15 protein-coding genes, 1 tRNA gene and 1 riboswitch are annotated in these 17,051 nt (G+C 56.8%); of the genes, 9 read left to right on the top strand and 7 right to left on the bottom strand.

Features of this window, described 5'->3' with window-relative positions:
• Positions 1 to 89: 89 nt before the first annotated feature.
• The gene (locus E1180_RS20125) at positions 90 to 818 is read left to right on the top strand and encodes a hypothetical protein (RefSeq protein ID WP_155194198.1); all 729 of its coding nucleotides are present in this window, start codon (positions 90 to 92) and stop codon (positions 816 to 818) included.
• Between the two features lie 76 nt (positions 819 to 894).
• Here the strand turns inward: E1180_RS20125 and E1180_RS20130 are convergent, their stop codons facing one another.
• Positions 895 to 2,139 (bottom strand): sensor domain-containing diguanylate cyclase, encoded by a 1,245-nt coding sequence (locus tag E1180_RS20130; protein ID WP_155194199.1) that lies wholly within the window; start codon positions 2,137 to 2,139, stop codon positions 895 to 897.
• A 561-nt stretch (positions 2,140 to 2,700) separates the two neighbouring features.
• Here E1180_RS20130 and E1180_RS20135 point away from each other — a divergent pair.
• Both E1180_RS20135 and E1180_RS20140 read left to right on the top strand, forming a co-directional pair.
• Positions 2,701 to 3,060: a hypothetical protein gene (locus tag E1180_RS20135; protein WP_155194200.1), complete on the top strand. Its 360-nt coding sequence runs from the start codon at positions 2,701 to 2,703 to the stop codon at positions 3,058 to 3,060.
• 60 nt (positions 3,061 to 3,120) lie between these two features.
• On the top strand, positions 3,121 to 3,264 hold the full coding sequence (locus E1180_RS20140) for a hypothetical protein (protein ID WP_196220659.1): 144 nt from the start codon (positions 3,121 to 3,123) through the stop codon (positions 3,262 to 3,264).
• Between the two features lie 311 nt (positions 3,265 to 3,575).
• On the opposite strand, the gene ubiG is transcribed toward E1180_RS20140, so the two are convergent.
• The 4 genes from ubiG to E1180_RS20160 all read right to left on the bottom strand — a co-directional run bounded on the left by ubiG (position 3,576) and on the right by E1180_RS20160 (position 6,111).
• Positions 3,576 to 4,286, bottom strand: a complete 711-nt coding sequence (gene ubiG / locus E1180_RS20145; RefSeq protein WP_155194201.1) for a bifunctional 2-polyprenyl-6-hydroxyphenol methylase/3-demethylubiquinol 3-O-methyltransferase UbiG — start codon at positions 4,284 to 4,286, stop codon at positions 3,576 to 3,578.
• Between the two features lie 171 nt (positions 4,287 to 4,457).
• The gene (locus E1180_RS20150; protein WP_155194203.1) at positions 4,458 to 4,790 is read right to left on the bottom strand and encodes a hypothetical protein; all 333 of its coding nucleotides are present in this window, start codon (positions 4,788 to 4,790) and stop codon (positions 4,458 to 4,460) included.
• A gap of 154 nt (positions 4,791 to 4,944) precedes the next feature.
• Positions 4,945 to 5,418, bottom strand: a complete 474-nt coding sequence (locus E1180_RS20155; protein WP_155194205.1) for a Dps family protein — start codon at positions 5,416 to 5,418, stop codon at positions 4,945 to 4,947.
• A 189-nt stretch (positions 5,419 to 5,607) separates the two neighbouring features.
• Positions 5,608 to 6,111, bottom strand: a complete 504-nt coding sequence (locus tag E1180_RS20160) for a pseudoazurin (protein ID WP_155194207.1) — start codon at positions 6,109 to 6,111, stop codon at positions 5,608 to 5,610.
• Between the two features lie 793 nt (positions 6,112 to 6,904).
• On the opposite strand from E1180_RS20160, the gene E1180_RS20165 reads away from it, so the two are divergent.
• Both E1180_RS20165 and E1180_RS20170 read left to right on the top strand, forming a co-directional pair.
• The gene (locus tag E1180_RS20165; RefSeq protein ID WP_155194209.1) at positions 6,905 to 7,423 is read left to right on the top strand and encodes a DoxX family membrane protein; all 519 of its coding nucleotides are present in this window, start codon (positions 6,905 to 6,907) and stop codon (positions 7,421 to 7,423) included.
• A 568-nt stretch (positions 7,424 to 7,991) separates the two neighbouring features.
• Positions 7,992 to 8,366, top strand: coding sequence for a hypothetical protein (locus tag E1180_RS20170; RefSeq protein ID WP_155194211.1), 375 nt, complete (start codon positions 7,992 to 7,994; stop codon positions 8,364 to 8,366).
• A gap of 298 nt (positions 8,367 to 8,664) precedes the next feature.
• Here E1180_RS20170 and E1180_RS20175 read toward each other — a convergent pair whose 3' ends face one another.
• Positions 8,665 to 9,954, bottom strand: a complete 1,290-nt coding sequence (locus E1180_RS20175) for a DUF6538 domain-containing protein (protein WP_155194214.1) — start codon at positions 9,952 to 9,954, stop codon at positions 8,665 to 8,667.
• Positions 9,955 to 10,126: 172 nt separating this feature from the next.
• Positions 10,127 to 10,202, bottom strand: a tRNA-Asn gene (locus E1180_RS20180).
• Between the two features lie 325 nt (positions 10,203 to 10,527).
• A riboswitch (cobalamin riboswitch) is annotated at positions 10,528 to 10,758 on the top strand.
• Positions 10,759 to 10,792: 34 nt separating this feature from the next.
• Between E1180_RS20180 and cobU the strand changes: the two genes are divergently transcribed.
• The 4 genes from cobU to cobO all read left to right on the top strand — a co-directional run bounded on the left by cobU (position 10,793) and on the right by cobO (position 17,024).
• Positions 10,793 to 11,344 carry a bifunctional adenosylcobinamide kinase/adenosylcobinamide-phosphate guanylyltransferase gene (gene cobU / locus E1180_RS20185; RefSeq protein WP_283404601.1) on the top strand — a complete coding sequence of 184 codons (552 nt, stop codon included), beginning with the start codon at positions 10,793 to 10,795 and terminating at the stop codon, positions 11,342 to 11,344.
• On the top strand, positions 11,341 to 12,459 hold the full coding sequence (gene cobW, locus E1180_RS20190) for a cobalamin biosynthesis protein CobW (RefSeq protein ID WP_155194216.1): 1,119 nt from the start codon (positions 11,341 to 11,343) through the stop codon (positions 12,457 to 12,459). Before cobU ends, cobW begins: the two co-directional genes overlap by 4 nt.
• A 171-nt stretch (positions 12,460 to 12,630) precedes the next feature.
• A complete protein-coding gene (cobN, locus tag E1180_RS20195) occupies positions 12,631 to 16,389 on the top strand; it encodes a cobaltochelatase subunit CobN (RefSeq protein WP_155194218.1) in 3,759 nt (1,252 codons plus the stop codon).
• Entirely contained in the window at positions 16,386 to 17,024 is a 639-nt protein-coding gene (gene cobO / locus E1180_RS20200) for a cob(I)yrinic acid a,c-diamide adenosyltransferase (protein ID WP_283404600.1), read from the top strand. The genes cobN and cobO overlap by 4 nt, the downstream gene beginning before the upstream one ends.
• Positions 17,025 to 17,051: the final 27 nt, after the last annotated feature.

Genomic DNA, 17,051 nt, shown 5'->3' on the forward strand with positions numbered 1-17,051 from the left:
TGACCGAACAATATATTTCTTTTCGATACAAGTGCCTCAAGGTGATTTACGCTACGTAACAAATAGGCATCAAAACAAGAAGACTTCTCATGAATCTGACACGATCCCATCGGTGCTTTGCCGCGCCTGCATGCGTTCTTGGCGTTTTTGTTGCGGCACCGGCCGCTGCACACGAACCCCTCCCTGCGTGTCCACAGGAGATTTCCTACATCGAAAAGCTGCCAAGCGCGGAATCGGTGCTGGACCTGCTGCGGGATCTCTACACGGAGATCGGCTGCGATACCCGGTTTACTGCCTATCCGGGGCGCCGCTCGGTTTTGATGTTCAACGCTGGGAAAATTGATGGCCAGTTCGCCCGCCTGCCCATCATCGAGGCGGATTACCGACGCGCATTTCTAAGGTCAGCTCTTCCGGTCAACGAGGCGCGGGCGATCCTGTGGCAGCGTCCGGACGCAAAGGTGCAGGAAAAAAAACCGCTTGGTTACACCATCGGGGTCAGGTGGCAGGATGCCTATGTCACTCATGAAGACGCGGCACGCGGTTTCTACGCTGCCTTTGAAAAGATGCAGGCTTATGAAAACGGAGTAATCGACCGGTTCATCGAAACGGATCAAAACGTTGCCCTGCTGGTGGCCGCGGGGGTGCTCAAACGCCGCCCGGATCCGGTTACCGTGATCAAGGATTTCCAGGCTTTTCATTTTGTCGGAGCGGAATTCTCAGACTTCATGGAGCGCTTTGACGCCGCGCATGCGGTCTCCCGGAAACAGCATCCGGAACGCACACTTTCCAAGTCGCGGGCAGGCCCTGAAAACCGGTGAGCATTGCCAAGTGCTGCGGCCCCAATCCCTCCAATAGAGGGCCAAATTTTGTACGAAGAGCCCTGCGGGCGGCATCCTAGCCCGTCGGCGCCACCCGGTGGCAATTGCGGCCGTCTTCCTTGGCCTTGTAAAGGGCCGCATCTGCGCGGGCGATCACTTGCTCGGCAGAGCCTGAGGTTTCGGACAGCGCAACCCCCTGGCTGATCGTTGGCCGTATGGGACCGCCCTGATGCACAACTTCAAGGTTTGCGACCGTCTCGCGTATCCGTTCGGCAATGTCGACGGCCGTTTTTGTGTCTGTCCCACTCAGCAGGATGAGAAATTCTTCACCGCCATACCGTCCCACATGGTCATAGCCGCGCAAGGTGTCGTCAATGGCCGATGCCACCGTCCGCAAGACCTCATCCCCAGCCAGATGGCCATGGCGGTCATTGATGCTCTTGAAATGATCGAGATCCGCCATGATCACCACAAGGGGGTCGTGTGTGCGGGCCGCCTTGCACAGCTCGCTTTCCAGTAGACTGAAGATGGCGCCGCGGTTGAGCACCCCGGTCAGGGCGTCATGCATGGCCTGGTCCTTCAGCTTTTGATGGGCCTCCATCAACTGGCTGTTGAGTTCGTAAAGTTGCTGGTACAAAAGGCTCTTTTCGATCAGGACCGACACCTGACCGGCGATCTGCAAGAAGATGTCATGGTGCAAATCACGATAGGTGTTCTTCTCCCGGCTGGAAAAGAACAAAAAGCCTAACGGTTTGCCATTGGCAATCAAAGGGCATGTCAGGTTCGACAAGATGCCTTCGGCAAGGATTGTGCGCGTTGCCTTGGATCCGGGGTTTTCCCTCTGATAGGCCTCCAGATCGTTGATGATGCGTGGCGTCCCGGTGGCAAGAATGGTTTGCAGGCTGCTGCCCGACATGGAGGCGGCGTAATTCTTGCTGATGCGCATGTCCGGATAATCCGCCTTTGCCCAAAAGGCCCGCAGCCGCGCGCCATTTTGCTCCAAAAGCGCACAACCGATCCGGTCATAGGGGATCAGGGTGGAGAACGTCTTGTAAATGCGGTCCAGAACGTTTTCGGCAAACAATTCGCTGCCGATTTCCTCCGAGAGGCTCTGCAGTTTGCGAAACTGTTCAAACCGCTGTTCGAGCCAGTCGCCGAGCTCCGCCAGTTCCTCGCCAAAGGTATCAAGTGGCCCGCTGACGTGATCGGGAACGGGAACTCCATGAAACTGCATCTTGCGCATCTGGCGCAGGGCCGAACCATAGACTTCCAAGCGTTCAAGGTCTTCATATGTCACGGGCTGGTTATGGGGTTTGCTCATGCCCTTAGCCTCTGTCCTCAATCGTTTCCTCTGCGCAGGACCCGTCGTTCTTCAAAAGGGCCAGCGGGGTGACGTTTGTCTTTTTGGACAGCCGGCCGATGGGTGTACGGTGCACATCACGTAGCGTAAGAGGGAAATCCTAACGGACACTTGCGTGCATTGGGGAAACAGAGCGCTTCTCGTTAGAGCGGTTCAACATGCGCGTGACACGCTCTCGTTCCCCGATCAAGTCCGGCATGACCTCGCAGGAGGGCGAAATGGCTAGCCCTTGTGACCGCATTTGAAGTTGAACGCCTTGATCCGGTGCATCTCCTGAACATTCTGCGTAGAAGCTCATGTCTACCGACATCGCAGTGCGCTGCAGCTGGAGGCCGTCCGTGTTTGCATACTTTGAGGACTGAGTTTTCTACGGTTTCACGTATGTTAGACCAGGAAGGGTAAGACCACCGTACATTTCGCATCGATGATCCTTTAAGGTGAGGGCACTTGAGACACTTCCAGCGCTGCCGCAACCAGAGCCTGTCGGGCGTCAAATGTAGATTGGCCTTTCCGGGGGAATATATGAGAATTGGTCCATTCATCGGCGCGACCTTTGTCGCGGTCTTGGCTTTATCGGGCACCGCTTCCGCCAAGGGAAAACTCAGCTGCAATGACCTCACCACAGCAATCATTCAGCTGGATGATGTCATTACGCAGTTGACTGACCGGGACATGGTGATCGCAGGCAGTGGCTACGACCGGTCCTTGCGGATTGCAGCGGAAACCGCGCTTTGGTTGGCAAATATCGAAGGCAACAGTGCTCTTCAGCGCTATGCCAAAGGCATGATTTCAGGCTGGGAGCAGAAAGACATCGATCGCTACATCGCCAATGGCGACGAGATGATCATTCTTTATGATCACCTCTATCGTCGCGATTGTTGAGCCGCCTCCAGCGACGTGTTCCGCTGGTGCGACGGGCTGTTCATACGGGGGACGATGCTCTTGAGTTTCTGCATCTATCTTTTGGTCATTTTTGAAGTTTGGGCGCTGACCTATCTGACGCCGATTGGCGGGGTCACACTCATGTCTGCCTGGACAGCCCTGCTCCTTGCGGGCGTTTCGATTATGAAAAACAAGCTAGCGTAACGGATCTGGCCCACCCAAACAAACCGCAGCACAGTGCTCAAACCTGAGCTTCGAGATGCCATAGACCGCTCCTCGGCATACATCGGTAGAAAAAATTCTTGTAACCAGGGTGCCACGCTACTGCGCGGGCCATCAGTTCACTTTGCAAGTTGCCGAAAATAATCTGGCGGGCATTTTTCCTTATACACGCTGTGGCGCAGCTCACTTAATCCCTACACGTTGCCCTGCGGCCCGCTCATCGCTTTGGCACATGGCTTCGACCTGCCTGCCACTGGACGGGATTGGTCGGTGGGTCTCAACCTGAGAGCCATTCATCCGCCCGCACGTGCGACGCCCATGTAGATGATGCTCTTAAACGGTAAGGCTCCGAAGGTGAAATCGCCCCGTCTGGTCAGGCCGCGCGGCCCGAGACCCGTTTGTGGGCCTGGCTCAAAGTCCGCCGATAGAAGCGCCTTGTTCAGTTCGTCCGGTTTTATGAAAAGCTCCGGATCATGCGTCCCCTTTGGCAACAGTCCCAAGACGTCTTCAGCGAGTCTGATCGTGGCGAGTTTCGCCAGCCAGTTTCGATTGATTGTATCGTAAAGGAACAGACCGCCGGGCTTGAGCACTCTCCTGATTTCGGAAATGACTTTCGGCAGATCGCTGACATGCTCAAGCACATCGACACAAACGACCGCGTCAAAGCTGTCGTCATCGTAGGGCAGCATTTCCCCCACACCAACACTGTACCGAATGTCCTGGCCAAGACCCAGCGCACGTTGGCGTGCCGCCTCGATTGCCTTTCGCGCGGGGTCGATACCCGAAACGAGCGCGCCTCTTTCGGTTAAGACCTCCGATATGAAGCCGCCGGCACATCCCAGATCAAGGACCTTTTTGCCCGTCCACTCTATGTGGCGCTCAAACCAGGCAAGGCGCCCGGGGACCAGGTTTTTCAAGGTCCGTACCCAGCGCACGTCGTCGGTCCACCAGTTGGCGGCGAAATCGTCATAAATCGTAAGATCGTTGCGATTTGTGTCGGCCATCTTTTTCATCCAATTCGGGCAAGTCGCCACGGCCGTGGCAGCAAGTACAGTATTTGAGTGTTGGCTTTCCTTAAAAATGACTGGCCGCTCGATGGATCACGCTCATGCGACCGGCGGGTGTGCTGTGACCAATCCGCCGATAATCAAGACCTGGTCCGGCGCCCTGCCGCGCTAGTCCGGGACACCCTGTTGCGTCAAGGAAAGCCGCACGGCAGCACGTGCGCCCAGGAAGGCCGGCACGACGACGAAAACAAGGAACATTATTGAAAATGCCCAGTTGAACAGTAGAAACTCCCAGCCGAGTGTAGCGACGACGCCAAGGCCCGTCGAATACAGGAACGCGGACGCGACAGCGAACACCGACAGGAACACCAGATAGGACGCGAGCATGTGGTCGCCGCGTGGCTTGATTGCTCTCACATAAGGCCACGTCGCGATGGCCAACACAGCAAACGCCAATAAACTGATACCTATTTGTCCTGCAGGCAAAGCTGCCTCTGTCATTGAAACCTCCTGTTGTCGGAACTCGTCACCGCTTTGAAAAAGTCGTTTCCAAAATGGGTCGACCAAGGTGTCGTGTGCCATTGTTGCGGGCTACGGCTCGCTGCTCAGGTTCAGTCGCGGGATGGCGCCGGTCTCACGCCTTGTGGCGCGAACCCTAACCGCGCAGGTGAGCCCGCAGCATCCAGGCAAACTTTTCATGCTGTTGCCCGCGCGCGATGCACAGGTCCTCGGTCAGCGTATCGCCTTTTTCGGCGGCGATCGTTGCGCACGTTGCCATGGTCGATGCGAGTGTCTGCTGGGTTTCGAGCATGTGCTCGATCATGGCAACATCGTTGAACGTCCCCGGGCGCTCGCGAACCGCTGTCCGTTCCGTAATCTCTCCGAGAGTGGCCTCCACATGACCGCCCATCGCTTTGATGCGCTCTGCCAGATCGTCTTGAGCTTCGAAGTGGTCTTCGTATATTTCCTGAAAGAACTGGTGAAGCGGCAGGAAATTCATGCCCTTCACGTTCCAGTGATAGTTCTGGGAAAGCAGTGTTGCAACAACAGTATCGGCGACGCAGCCATTGAGCGCATCGATTGTTGCAGTTGAAGCATCAGACATGTTCTTGATGGCGGCATTTTGCATGAGAAACCTTCCTTTCTCGCTTCTCTACTTGCCATGTCTACGTCAGCCCTTGATTTTTAGATTAATTCTAAACTGCGTTGAGACGTCGCAGACATGCCGAGCGTCAAATCCGAGGTCGACCTTTTGGAGAGCCAAGCCGTTCACGACGGAGCGCCGGCTAAACGGCCGGCGCTCTGTAAGGTTTAATTTTTAGGCCGTCATGAGGCCGATTTGCTCAGCTTCTGCCCAGATTTCCTCGAAGGCTTTGGCAGCTCGACCGCGCTGGCGGACCGACTGAGCCAATTCGAGGTTCTCAAGCATGCCCTCGCCACGCACAAAGACGACGCCGACCATGCCCATGCCAAGGTGCGGCAGGCATTTGTAGCCATAAATGCCCGGTACAGTGAGGGTTACTTCGAATTCCTCGTTGAGCTTGCTGCGCCAGCCTTCGGCACCTTCAGGCACCATGCCATCGATGGTCTGCGCATTGTGACCCGGATCGACGGGCAAAAAGCGCACCGTGTCGCCTGGGTCGATGGCGAGTACGCGCGGCGAGAAAAGCATGCGGTTGCGGGGATTGTTCGGGTCTTTGTTGAGCATTTGGATGTCATGCACCGTGCCACCGCCTTGGGCGACCGCTGGTGTGACAGCGGCAAGACCAGCAATGCCAGCGAAGCCGGCCAGGACGGTTCGACGATTAGGGTGAAAAACCATAAGCGCTCCTTCTGTTTGCTTTCGCTGGAGGAAATGAGGTGCCGTTTTCGAATTGGGAGTCTGACAAAATGACCCACGTCAAAAGACAGCCTTTTGAAAAAACGCTCGCCGACAGCACCCATTTATAGATGTCGCAACGAGGACGTCACTCCCACCAAAGTGTTGCGCAGAGAAACAGTCGCATGTTCGCTGGTTGAAATTTCCACAATCACCGTTGGGTTTTGAGAATCCTCATTTCTATATTGGAATATCGAAGTAACTGCTTTTGAAGAGACACGATAAATGCGATGATTTTGGAACGCGCATCTGGCCTGGACCTGAAGAGATGAGTCCAACCTCCATGTTACGGTGACACCGTTGTCGAATTCTCTGTTCTGGATGCCGTCGTTTTCGTTGAAATGAGTGTCTTGTGGAACGCCATGCTGCGCGTTTAATGGACTGCACCAAGAGATAAGCCGCTGTCTTGCCCTGGTTTGCAGCCACTGCTGACTGGATCGTCCACAGATGGTTTTTTAGGCAATGTCACGAGCTCGTGAAATATAGATGACGATGTCTTTGAGTTTTTACGCTACATTTCCAAATGTATTAAGCGCATTTGGGCGATGTCAATTTGCATTAACACTTCCATCAAAAGAATAGTTACATAACAAACGCCGTATTGCGGCGGTTTGACGCAAAGTCTGCTTTATCTTTCCCTTCGTAAACCCGGCGGCACGCTAAGCGGCACCATACCGGTTGGGACAGAAAGCCCTGGCGTGGCCTTTACCCTGTGTTGACTGGAAAGGAGATCACCATGTCTGCAAGTGTGACATACGACGTATCTGGAAAAAGTTTGATGCAATCCCTCTGGGCCCGGGTTCGCCATGCGCGGATCAAAGGCCGGATGCCCGGTTTCGACTGGTCCAGCCGCTTTGCCCATTGGGCCTTGCGCATTCCGCTTGGCGGTCTGCTGCTCTACTACGGCTTGCAGAAATTTCCAGATGCCTTGGTCGCACCTGGCAGCTATGGTGTTCCAGCAGTTCTGTTTGTTCTTGCCGCGCTTGCCGAAGTCCTCGGTCCGATTGCGCTCTTCTTTGGTGGCTTGATTGAAACTTGGCGCCCGAAGAATGGGGGTCTCCGCCTTGCCGGTGACGTCATGACCCGGGGAGGTGCTTTTGCCGGTGTCGCGGCTGTTGCGGGCGTTATCGCGTTCTTCTACTGGGGCTCGCTGACCATTGCCGATCTCCAAGTCATGGCTTTGGGTCTGTCCTTATTCTTGCTGTTCCGCGGGAATGTGTACGGCCACAGCCAGCGGCCGGTAACAAAGGCCTAGTGCGCCGCTGGCACCCTCATTTCAGGCGCCGGAGCAGGGACAAAAGATATCCTGCTTCTGGTAGCCTCGCGGTCCAACGCCACGCCCTCAATCACCCGTCTTTTTCCACTCCTGCGCGGGCGGTGTCCTTGGCCTCTAGCTGCGCAAACTCTCTCTCGAGGTGCAGCATAAATGACACGTTGGCGTCGCAGGAACCCCTTGCGAGGGTAGGGATCTTGCGCTTTGTTGTTCTCTGCTGCGTAGCGTCGATGGACGCTAAGGGCGACGGTCTTGCGGGTCCGCAGCCAAACAATGCGCCACCGTTCGCTGTGGTCGGCTTTCCCAATTACTTGCGTACGTTTCGGACCATTGCTCCCCCAGAGCAAAGTGGCGCATGTGGCCCGAGCTGGATGGGTGGTCCTAATTACCATCAAGGGCTGCTGACTTGTCGAAGGGCAGTGCCCAGGTTCTTGGTAAATAATTGGTATCTTTGGAATTTGGGGGTCGCGAATAATGCCGATCGCGGTGTCCCCAACTTGTGCCCTCAAGGGTCTGGCCTGTAGCCTCAAGGCAACGAATGAGGCAGTCGATGGTTGTTCATTACATTCCAAAACACAACAGGCAGAAACTCTTGAGTGCGAACGTCCTTCTCATCTCTGCCGGGTTGGTGCTCATCATTGGTGCAATGGTTGGGCTCTATCAGGCCGTTTCGGCCAACAGCAGAGAAGCCGAACTTGACCGCAAGGCGTTCGAAGCCGGGGCTTCAACGTCCCGCTTGACCGATCTTTATATCGCTGATGGCAATCGCCTGGAAAAATGGGTGCTTGATGCGGACACCGGCCGGCGCAAGTTTGCCGGTCACACGGATTGGAGCGCCTTTACCGACGACGGCCGCCGTCAACCCTCCGATAAGGAGGCACCAGACGGTTTTAAATGGATCGACAAGCTGACCAATCCGGAGTGAGGCAGCGCCGGCGCTGTTGATACACCGCAGGCCCCCTCTCAACCGCTCTCGTCAAAGCCTGCGAGGTTTCGCAAACCAAAGCCATCGCTCAAAAGTGTTGTCCTGCCGTTGCGAAAAAAGGCTGCTGAGCCGGTCTGCAGCTGAAGAAAAAACTGTCTCCGTCAGTATCGCGTGCATATTTGATTGAAAGACTGCCCGGCGGACGGGTGCCCTGATGTCAAAAAAGCAGATTCCCTCGTTTATCAGGCGCAGAGCAACGGGTGTGGTTGCGACTTTGGTGGAAACATCCCCCCCCGCGCTAACTGTAAAACGCCAGTTTTTCGATCACGGTCTTCTTGTGTTCCAATGTCGGGCCGGTGCCATAAACGGGCCGGTCGAATTTGTGGCCCATAAGCTCGGTTTGCATCCGGTCGGGAACGTCCAGGGCCGTTAAGCCGTCCTGGAACGTGTGCCGCAAACTGTAAAAGCTGTGGTTCGGGGTTTCCCGCAAATTGTGATCGGATAGGTACTTGTTGACCGCCGCTGAGAGGGAAGACGTTTTTTCCATATAGCGGCGTTTTTTAAGCCCAACCAAAAGCCGCGCGCCGTCCAGGGCGGACCCGCACAGCGGCACAATACGTTTTGAATATTTGGTTTTGATCTTCACCTTATCGTCGGGCTCTATGATCAAATGCGGAATGTCCGCGTCCAGGCGGAATTTCTCATTTGGTGCGCGGGCCGGTTCCGAAGGCCGTGCGCCGGTACTGGCAACGATCATAAGAAGCGCCCGCGCTTCATCGTTCATAGAGGCGATGCCCGGCAAGATCCTGGTTTCGATCCAGTCCCGCGAAAACGGGTATTTTTCGCCCTCAATCCCTTCGGAAAAGTAGGTGTCCTGGAAGGGCTTGATATGATCGATGCGATGAAACTTGCACACGACGCGGTGCATTTTGTTGAGATGCGATAGATCTTTGTTCGCCGATCCAGGTTTTAGATTGTCAACTTCAATTCGTTCTAACCACCAGTCGCGGAAATCCAGGGTTTGATATTGCGTGATGTCATCAATGTGGCAATCACTGACAACCTTAATCCAGTTGGCAACAGCGCGTTTCCTGGGGTTTCGCCATACCCGCAATTGATCGGCGTTTTTCCCGGTGGTTTCGTCCTTGGCGATCTTCTCATATTCCGCCAAGAGCGCACTCATTTTGATACGCGGTTTGTCTTCGGTGCCAAAGATTGCTTTGAAATGCGCGGGGTTCTCCGGGTCATTTTTTGCCAGGATGTTCGCCCGTTGTACAAACTCGGCGGCGGGCAATTGGATCACTTCGGAAAAGGGCCGGTATTCAATGCCGAAGACCGAAGCAAGATCGATGGCCGCGCGGTAGCGGTCGTTGCTGTGTGCGCTGCCGCTTTTGACAAGGCTTGCCCAATAGGCTGAGACACGGCGATTGACTTCACCAGCGCGAACCACGGCTTCGGCAAAATCCCGAGTTTTGAGGGCCTGGCGCACCCAGCGGCGGCGGTCAACGGACTTATAAGCGGCAGGTACGGCACGTTGGAAGTGATACCAGTCACCTCGTTTTACGACATATCTCTTGTACTCGGTCATGATTGAGCCGATCAGATATGCGCGGCGCGCTTACCCCAAATTTACCCCAATTTTTACCCCGTTCTTACCCCGAACTACGGGATTTCAACCGGAAGTAAAAAGTTCGAGCGAAATTATTGGCGGGAAACAGCCGTTTTTGTCAATATGGTTGTGGGGGTGCAATTAAGAAGAGTGGCTCCCTGAGTAGGACTCGAACCTACGACCCAGCGATTAACAGTCGCTTGCTCTACCAACTGAGCTATCAGGGATCAACGCGTTGGAGCGGCGTGTCGCCGCCCCGTTGGTGTGGATGCGTATAACGCAGCCCTTATCCGTTTGCCAAGCCCTGAAATGCGTTTTTTTCAGATCCTTGTTATTTTTTTGTCGGATATGTGGAAAACACAAATAATATCATATTATTAGCGAGGTTTATGGGCTGTTGGAACGATCAGAAACAATACCCGGGACCCAATCGCGTCTGCGCCTTGGCGAAATCGCTGGGTAAGGTCTCCCTGGGCGGTTTTCGTTTAGGGCCTGCTCAACCCTCAACCGTTTTACCAACTCCGGTCGTGCTTGTGCGGCGGGCAAGTTCCGGCTACGTAGGGGATAGACGGTTTCAGCTTGCGGCTTGCTGCAGCTGGATGAAACGGGAATCCGGTAGGTCAATCGACGGATCGATCCGGAGCTGCCCCCGCAACTGTGAGCGGTGAGTACCGGCACACAACCCACTGGCATGGTTCAGCCTCATTGCTGACCGCGGCCGGGAAGGGGTGCCGGATACAGCGAACCGCGAGCCAGGAGACCGGCCGTCCCAGAAACGCAACCTTCATGCCGTCGGGCGGACGGCTGGGAGACCTATGTGACTCAGTCTGATCGTCGCCGGTCAACCCTCGTTTTTGGCGGGGCACGGTCGGGAAAAAGCACCTTCGCCGAGCACCTTGCGGTGAAGAGCGGGCTCGAAAAAGTCTATGTCGCAACCGGCGCCGCCTTCGACACGGAAATGGCTGACCGGATTGCGATGCATAAAGATCAGCGCGGCCCAGCCTGGGTGACCATTGAAGAGCAGCTGGACATAGCCGGAGTGCTCGCCCGCGAAGTTCAGCCGGAGCGGATCATTCTCTTGGATTGCCTGACGCTTTGGCTGTCGAATCTCATGTTTGCCGGAAAAGACATCGCACAAGAGACGGCGCGGCTTATTGAAGCTGTGCGGTCCCTTCAGAGCCCCTGCATTTTTGTGTCAAACGAGGTCGGCATGGGGATCGTGCCGGAGAACCGCTTGTCACGGTCGTTCCGTGACGAACAGGGTCGTCTCAATCAGACTATGGCTGAGTGTTGCGATCAAGTCGTCTTTGTCGCCGCCGGACAACCACTGCTTCTCAAACCCAATCACCAACCGGACATCGAATCATGACCACTTCTACGCTTCAGCCGGGACAGAAAATTCCCGCGACCATCGTGACCGGCTTCCTCGGTGCGGGGAAAACGACGCTGATCCGCAACCTCCTGCAAAATGCCGGTGGCAAGCGGATCGCTCTGATTGTCAACGAATTCGGAGACATGGGGTTTGACGGATCGCTGGTGAACGGTTGCGCCGATCCGGACTGTTCGGCGGAAGAAGTGGTTGAGCTCACCAATGGGTGTATCTGCTGCACGGTTGCCGACGATTTTCTCCCGACCATGGAAATGCTGCTCGCGCGGGAAAACCCGCCGGAGCATATCGTCATTGAGACATCCGGTCTTGCCCTGCCGCAGCCCCTTGTGCGTGCTTTTTCCTGGCCGTCCGTCAAGCCGAAGGTCACTGTTGATGGTGTTGTCACGGTTCTGGATGCGGCTGCCCTCGCGGAGGGCCGGATTGCGCTCGATGAGGCGGCTTTGGAGGCCCAGCGCGCTGCGGATGAAGCCCTGGATCACGAGAGCCCGGTGGAAGAACTCTTTCAAGATCAACTGCGCTGCGCCGACCTTGTTGTGTTGAACAAGGCTGATCTCGTTGCGGGTGATGCACTTGCCGGGGTTCAGGAAAAGATTGCAGCTGAGGTCCGCTCTGCGGTGCATATCGTGGCGTCGGAAAAGGGCACGCTTCCGATTGAAGTCCTGCTGGGCCGTGGGTCGGCTGCCGAGGATGACATGGCATCCCGCCACGAGCATCATCATCACCACCATGACGACCGTGACGATGACCACGATCACGACCACGATCATGAACATGATCACCACCACCATGACCATCATCACCATGATGATTTCGAGAGCTATGTTCTTGATGTGCCGGCTTTTACTTCACTCAAGGATGCTGAGGCGCGTGTATTGCAGGCCATGGCGCTGAGGGGGGTGCTCAGGATCAAGGGCGCTGTCCGGGTTGATGGCAAATCTGCTCCCGCCATGGTCCAGGCAGTGGGTCCCCGTGTCGAAACATGGTTTGCGGCGGGGGCGGAAAGCTCCGGCAAACTGGTTGTGATTGGCCTGAAGGGCCTGGATCTGGCGGCTGTCCGCGGTGCACTCGGAGATGTTGCGCAAGCCGCCGAGTGAGGAGGGCCGGCCGCTTTTCTCCACTGCCAAACTTCTGAAGAGGAAACGGTGGCCATGATGCTGCGGGCGTGGATTTTTTCGTCACCGCTTCCAATCCGGTCATTCGCTCGACTAGATGGCCAGCCTATCCGGCAAGCCAGCCGGACGCTTCTTAAAGAGACTAGGAACTAAATGCATATTCTCGCGAGCCAGACGCGCCGGATTGATGACGGTGGGGATGCGGTCGATCTGAGCCAGCAGCCTGCCGATATCCTGTTTTTGTCGGCTGCAGATACCGAGCTTGGCAGCTTTGCCGCAGCCCATGCCCGTCTTGGACCTGACCGGTGCAGCTTGCGCCTCGCAAATCTGATGGCACTTTCTCATCCTTATTCGGTCGACCTTTACGCTGAACAGACCGTGCGGGGCTCCAAGCTTGTCATCCTGCGGGTGCTGGGAGGCGTTGAATACTGGCGGTACGGGCTTGAGCGCTTTCAGGAAGAAGCACGGGCAAGCCAGGTCGATCTTATTGTCATCCCCGGCGATGACAAATGGGATGAGGCGCTTACAAGCCATTCAACGCGGGAGATGGATGAGGTCCGGCGGTTCTGGCGCTACTGCGTCGAAGGCGGCGCAGAGAACTATGCCAATGCGCTTCAATATGCTGCATATCTTGCCGGGCGCGGTGAAGAACCGGCCCACCCGGTGCCCTTGCCGCGCGCCGGGATCTATCTGCCGGGGCAATCCGCATCGGATCTTGAGACGTTGAAGGCATTCTGGGCGGATCCTTCCGCCCCGGTGGCAGCGATCACGTTTTACCGGGCGCTCGTTCAAGGCTCTCAGACGGCACCGGTCGATGCACTTGTGGCAGCCTTGAAGGATGCCGGTGTGAATGCCTTGCCGGTCTATGTTTCAAGTCTCAAGGAAGCGGAATCCATTGCGGTTCTCGATGCATTGTTTGAGAGCGCCGGTGTCGATGTGGTGCTCAACGGGACCGCCTTTGCCGTCTCCAAGGCCGGGGCAGCCCATCAGCCGACACCGCTCGACAAATGGGGCAAGCCGGTTCTTCAAGTGGTGTTTTCTTCGTCCTCGAAAGAAGGATGGGACGAAAGCGATCAGGGGCTTTCGATCCGGGATCTGGCCATGCATGTGGTTTTGCCGGAAATAGACGGCCGGCTGCTGACGCGGGCCGTTTCCTTTAAGGAAGAGGGCGTTTTCGACGAGGCGACCCAGTCGACCCAAGTCAAGTTCACGCCGGTGCCGGACCGGATGCGGTTTGTTGCAGATCTGGCCGCCAATTGGGCGCAGCTTGGGCTTCTTCCCGCAAAAGACAAGAAAACAGCCCTGATCCTCGCGAATTACCCGAACAAGGACGGACGGCTGGCCAACGGGGTCGGGCTGGATACGCCTGCGTCTTGCGTCTCGGTTCTGAAAGCCATGAAAACCGCCGGGTTTGAGACCGGTGGGGCCCCGGATACATCGGCTCAGCTGATGGAAAGGCTCATGTCCGGGGTTACCAATGCGCTTGACGCCAGGGATGACCGCTCGTCCTTCGAGGTGTTGCCGCTGGCTGACTATCAGGCAGACTTTGCCAGACTTCCCGCGGTGGTTCGTGATGCTGTCCGGGAGCGGTGGGGCGCTCCGCAAGCCGACCCGCATATGGTGGATGGAAACTTCCGGTTAGCCTTGCACCGCTTTGGCAATCAGGTCGTGGGTATCCAGCCGGCGCGCGGTTACAACATCGATCCGAAAGAAACCTACCACGACCCGGATCTTGTACCGCCGCACCACTATTTCGCGTTTTACTTCTGGATCCGTAAGGCCTTCGGCGCCCACGCGGTTATTCATCTTGGCAAACACGGCAATCTGGAATGGCTGCCCGGAAAGGCCCTGGCGCTTTCGGAAGGCTGTTATCCGGAAGCAGTGCTTGGCCCAACACCCAATATTTATCCATTCATTGTCAATGATCCGGGCGAAGGCGCGCAAGCAAAACGCCGGACGTCGGCCGTGATCGTCGACCATCTGACACCGCCGCTGACACGGGCCGAAAGCCACGGTGTGGCAGAGGAACTCGAAACACTGCTGGATGAGCATTACCTCGCCAGCGGTGTCGACCCACGCCGTTTGAAGGCCCTGACCCGCGATATCCTTGATGCGGCAGCCCGGCACGGGCTAGACAAGGACATCGGCATTACCGGGGACATGGATGAGGATACGCGCTTGGCCCGGCTGGACGCACATCTATGCGACCTGAAGGAGCTTCAGATCCGCGACGGTCTCCATATCCTCGGTCAAAGCCCTGACGGACATCTTCTGACCGATTTGCTGACCGCCTTGGTGCGGGTGCCGCGCGGGGCGGAGCCGCATCAAAACAGCCTGCAGCGGGCACTTGCATCGGACCTGCAGCTGATCGGATTCGATCCGCTAGACTGTGACTTTTCTGGGTCCTGGACCGGTGCCAGACCGGAGATACTGGCCGCTCAAACAGATGCGCCCTGGCGGTCGAACGGTGATACGGTCGAGCGGCTCGAATTGCTCGCGCACAAAGTCATCGGCGGTGAGGTAGAGTTAAGCGAAATCTGGCCGGACACGCAGGCCGTCTTGCGCGAAATCGAAACCAGCCTTCGGCCGTCCGTGACCGGCTCCGGGAAATCGGAGCTTGATGCGGTTCTAACGGCGCTGAGCGGTGGTTTTGTGCCGCCCGGACCTTCCGGAGCCCCTTCCCGGGGACGACCGGATGTGTTGCCGACGGGCAAGAACTTCTACTCGGTGGATGTCCGGGCCGTGCCCACCGAAACAGCCTGGCGTTTGGGGCAGCAATCTGCCTCCCTGGTGGCCGAGCGCTATTTTCAGGAGGAGGGGGAATGGCCGGCATCTCTCGTCCTGACGTGCTGGGGCACCGCAAACATGCGCACCGGCGGTGACGACATTGCCCAGGCGCTGGCCCTGATCGGGGCCCGTCCGGTTTGGGAACAGGCCTCGGGCCGCGTGACCGGCTTTGAAATTCTCAAACTGTCCGAGCTCGGCCGGCCGCGCATCGATGTGACCTTGCGGGTGTCCGGTTTCTTCCGGGATGCTTTCCCCCATCAAATGGATCTTTTCGACAGTGCGGTGCGCGCAGTCGGGGCCCTTGAAGAACCTGCGGAAGCCAATCCGGTTGCTGCGCGCATGAAAGCTGAAGCGGCGAAGCTTGCTGCGGACGGGGTCGCGCCGGAAGAAGCCCAGCGCCGTGCTGGTTTCCGTGTTTTTGGCTCTAAACCGGGCGCCTACGGAGCCGGTCTTCAGGCCTTAATTGATGAGGGGATCTGGGACGAGCGCGGCGATTTTGCCGAAGCCTTCCTGACCTGGGGCGGGTATGCCTATGGGGGCGGGGTGAGCGGACAGAGTGCCCGTGGCGCTCTGGAGGGGCAGCTGGCTTCCGTGGATGCGGTTTTGCACAATCAGGACAACCGCGAGCACGACTTGCTCGACAGCGATGATTATTATCAGTTCGAGGGCGGTTTGTCGGCAACGGTCGATCATTTGAAAGGTGAGACCCCGAAGGTCTACCACAATGATCACTCACGGCCCGAAAGGCCTGTGGTGCGGTCCTTGTCGGAAGAGATTGGCCGGGTGGTCCGGGGACGTGCGGCCAATCCGAAATGGATCAGGGGCGTGATGCGCCACGGCTACAAGGGGGCTTTCGAGATGGTGGCGACGCTGGATTATTTGTTTGCGTTTGCCGCGACCACCCGGGCGGTCGGCGATCACCATTTTGATCAGCTCTATGCGGCCTATCTTGACGACGAGGCGGTCCGGGATTTTCTGCAAGATGCGAATCCGGCAGGCTATCAGGAAATGCTGGCCCGCTTTCAAGAGGCCCTTGACCGGGGGCTCTGGACGCCGCGCCGCAATTCGACCCATGCTGCCCTCAGTGAATTCAACAAGACACGACAATCGGGAGAGACACCGTGACCGACGCCAATGACAAGCCCGAACTGAGCGAAGAAGAACTGAATGCACGGCACGCCGATAAAATGCGCAAGAAGAAGGCTGCGCGTGACAAGATCATGGCGACCAAGACCATCGAGAAAGGCCTTGTGATCGTCAATACGGGCAAGGGCAAAGGCAAGTCGACCGCCGGTTTCGGAATGGTATTCCGGTCCCTTGGGCATGGTCACAAGGTTGGCGTGGTGCAATTCGTCAAGGGCCGGATCGAAACCGGTGAGCGGATGGCATTGGACCGCTTTGATGATCTGGTCACGATCAAGCGCATGGGTGAGGGCTTTACCTGGGAGACCCAGGACCGGCAGCGGGACATTGATGCGGCCAATCAGGCCTGGGAGGCCGCCAAGGACATGATCCAGTCCGGTGAGTACCGGCTGGTACTTTGCGATGAACTCAACATTGTGTTGCGCTACGATTACCTGGATATCGACGACGTGGTTGCGTTCCTGAAAACCGAAAAGCCCGACGACGTGCATGTTGTGATCACGGGCCGGAACGCCAAGGACGAGTTGATCGACATTGCCGACCTCGTCACCGACATGACCCAGGTAAAGCACCCGTTCCGCTCTGGTGTGAAACCTCAAGAAGGGGTCGAGTTTTAGGGGGAAGCTTGCACAAGTTACCTTGAT

Origin of the sequence: Roseibium denhamense, from assembly GCF_009711415.1 — a bacterium.
In the GTDB taxonomy this organism is placed as follows: domain Bacteria; phylum Pseudomonadota; class Alphaproteobacteria; order Rhizobiales; family Stappiaceae; genus Roseibium; species Roseibium denhamense.

Coding starts and splice junctions, on each gene's coding strand:
- E1180_RS20125 (WP_155194198.1), top strand. CDS start 90: ATGAATCTGACACGATCCCATCGGTGCTTTGCCGCGCCTGCATGCGTT.
- E1180_RS20130 (WP_155194199.1), bottom strand. CDS start 2,139: ATGAGCAAACCCCATAACCAGCCCGTGACATATGAAGACCTTGAACGC.
- E1180_RS20135 (WP_155194200.1), top strand. CDS start 2,701: ATGAGAATTGGTCCATTCATCGGCGCGACCTTTGTCGCGGTCTTGGCT.
- ubiG (WP_155194201.1), bottom strand. CDS start 4,286: ATGGCCGACACAAATCGCAACGATCTTACGATTTATGACGATTTCGCC.
- E1180_RS20150 (WP_155194203.1), bottom strand. CDS start 4,790: ATGACAGAGGCAGCTTTGCCTGCAGGACAAATAGGTATCAGTTTATTG.
- E1180_RS20155 (WP_155194205.1), bottom strand. CDS start 5,418: ATGCAAAATGCCGCCATCAAGAACATGTCTGATGCTTCAACTGCAACA.
- E1180_RS20160 (WP_155194207.1), bottom strand. CDS start 6,111: ATGGTTTTTCACCCTAATCGTCGAACCGTCCTGGCCGGCTTCGCTGGC.
- E1180_RS20165 (WP_155194209.1), top strand. CDS start 6,905: ATGTCTGCAAGTGTGACATACGACGTATCTGGAAAAAGTTTGATGCAA.
- E1180_RS20170 (WP_155194211.1), top strand. CDS start 7,992: ATGGTTGTTCATTACATTCCAAAACACAACAGGCAGAAACTCTTGAGT.
- E1180_RS20175 (WP_155194214.1), bottom strand. CDS start 9,954: ATGACCGAGTACAAGAGATATGTCGTAAAACGAGGTGACTGGTATCAC.
- cobW (WP_155194216.1), top strand. CDS start 11,341: ATGACCACTTCTACGCTTCAGCCGGGACAGAAAATTCCCGCGACCATC.
- cobN (WP_155194218.1), top strand. CDS start 12,631: ATGCATATTCTCGCGAGCCAGACGCGCCGGATTGATGACGGTGGGGAT.